Source organism: Actinoplanes sp. NPDC048791 (assembly GCF_040650095.1).
Lineage (GTDB): Bacteria > Actinomycetota > Actinomycetes > Mycobacteriales > Micromonosporaceae > Actinoplanes.
Map to the genome: position 1 here is coordinate 1 of NZ_JBEZGQ010001257.1, position 2145 is coordinate 2145.

Sequence of the window (2145 nt, forward strand, 5' to 3'; positions counted from 1 at the left end):
GGCCGCGGCCCCGGCCAGCGCGGCGGCCAGGCAGGAGATGCGGACGGCGTCCACCGAGGACAGCAGCGGGGCGAAGACCTCCGGGTGCCGGTCCAGGAACCCGGTGTCCACGTCACCGACCCGGAACGCCTGGTGGCGCAGGACACGGACCAGCAGGTCCCGGTTGGCGACCACGCCGTGCAACTGGGTCCGGGTCAGCGCCGACGCCAGCATCCGCGCCGCCTCCTGCCGGGTCGGGGCCCAGGCGACGAGCTTGGCCAGCGTCGAGTCGTGGTGCACGCCGACCACGGTGCCATCCATCACGCCGGCGTCCAGGCGCAGGCCGGGCTGGGGCAGCGGGCGGAACGAACCCGCCACATCCGGTACGGCGAAACGGTGCAGCGTGCCGGAGGCGGGCAGCCACGCGTACGCGGGGTCCTCGGCGCAGATGCGCACCTCGATGGCGTGCCCGCGGATCGGCGGCGGACCCGGCATCGGCAGGCTGCCCCCCTCGGCCACCAGCAGTTGCAGGCGGACCAGGTCGTACCCGGACACGCACTCGGTGACGGCGTGCTCGACCTGCAGGGTGGGGGTCAGCTCCAGGAACCAGAAGTCGCCGTGCTCGTCCAGCAGGAACTCCACGGCGCCGGCGCCGACGAAGCCGATGGCCCGTACCGCGATGATCGCGGCCCGGCACAGCTCCTCACGCAGCGCCGGATCGACCGCTGGGGACGGGGTTTCCTCGATGATCTTCTGGTAGCGGCGCTGCACCGAGCACTCGCGCTCGCCGAACGGCACGACGGCCCCGTGCGCGTCCGCGATGATCGGCACCTCGATGTGCCGCACGTTCTCCACATACGGCTCGCAGAAGACCGTGTCACCGGTCTCCTGACGGGTCGAGGAGATCGCCTCGGCCAGCGTCACCGGGTCCCGGACCACCCGCATGCCCTGCCCGCCGTGGCCGGTCGCCGGCTTGATCAGCACCGGGAAGTCGGTGATCTCGGCCGGGTCGGTCAGCGTGGGCAGCACCGGTACGCCGGCCTCGGCGACCATGGCCTTCGTCTCGATCTTGTTCTGCACGCTGCCCAGCGTCTTGGCCGGCGGGCCGACCCAGATCATCCCGGCGTCCGCGACCTCGGCGGCGAACCCGGGGTCCTCGGCCAGCCGGCCGTCACCCGGATGGATGGCGTTGACCCCGGCCCGCTTAGCCGCCGCGATGATCAGGTCACCCCGCAGGTACGTCGACTCCGCGGTGTTGCCGGACAGGTGGACGGCGTAGTCGGCCTCGGTGACGTGCGGCGCGTCGGCGTCGGCATCGGAGTAGACGGCGACCGTCTCGATGCCGACCAGGCGGCAGGTGGCGAATACCCGGCGGGCGATCTCGCCGCGGTTGGCCACCAGAAGACGTCGGATCACTGGTCTACCTTTCAGGGACTTCAGGGTCGGAAGACGCCGACGTGCTCGGCGCCCTCGACAGCCGCGCTGTGCACGGCGGACAGGCAGAGACCGAGCACCGTACGGGTGTCGCGCGGATCGATGACGCCGTCGTCGGGCAGCTTCCCGAGCGGGGGTGAACCCTCCGCGGGCCGTTCCACCGGCCAGCTGAACAGGAACCGGGGCTCGTAGGCCCGGCCGTAGATGCCGCCGGCCTCCTCGGCGGGCCGGGCGCCGATCATCAGGGTCAGGTGCGGCACGGTCGACTTGGCCACGGCGTGCACCAGCGGGGCACCGTGCCGCACGTCCGCGGCCTCGTGGGCCTCGGCGGCCGGCGCGCCGGTGTACTGCACGAACAGCAGGGACGTGGCCGTCGCGTTGGCGAGCTGGATGAAGTGCACGGCCTTCTGCGTCTCGGCCGGCGAGAACGCCCCGCCCAGGTTGGCCAGCACCCCGATCGGGTAGCCGTGCAGCTCGCCCCAGCCGGTCACCAGCGCGGTGCCCTGGGTCGGCTTGAACTCGTCGAAGTCGCTGCCGTCGAGGATCCGGGCCAGCACCTCGCGCGGCTCGAACACCGTCGCCGGGTCGGCGCCGGCCATGCTCAGCAGGTCCTCGGCGTCGTACTTGGGCGGATTCGGCGGGAAGCAGCGCGGCGCCGGGCCGCGCTTGCGCCAGTTGAAGCGCCGGACGCACTGGCGGGCCAGCCGCAGCCCGTCGCGCTCGTCCTCGGCC

2 protein-coding genes are annotated in these 2145 nt (G+C 72.7%); both read right to left on the minus strand.

The features are described from left to right. On the minus strand, window positions 1-1395 hold a 1395-nt coding region (locus AB0C29_RS45085), incomplete at its 3' end, for a biotin carboxylase N-terminal domain-containing protein (protein WP_360834052.1). A 20-nt stretch (window positions 1396-1415) separates the two neighbouring features. Then, a partial coding sequence (locus tag AB0C29_RS45090; protein WP_360834054.1) for a carboxyl transferase domain-containing protein occupies window positions 1416-2145 on the minus strand: 730 nt, incomplete at its 5' end.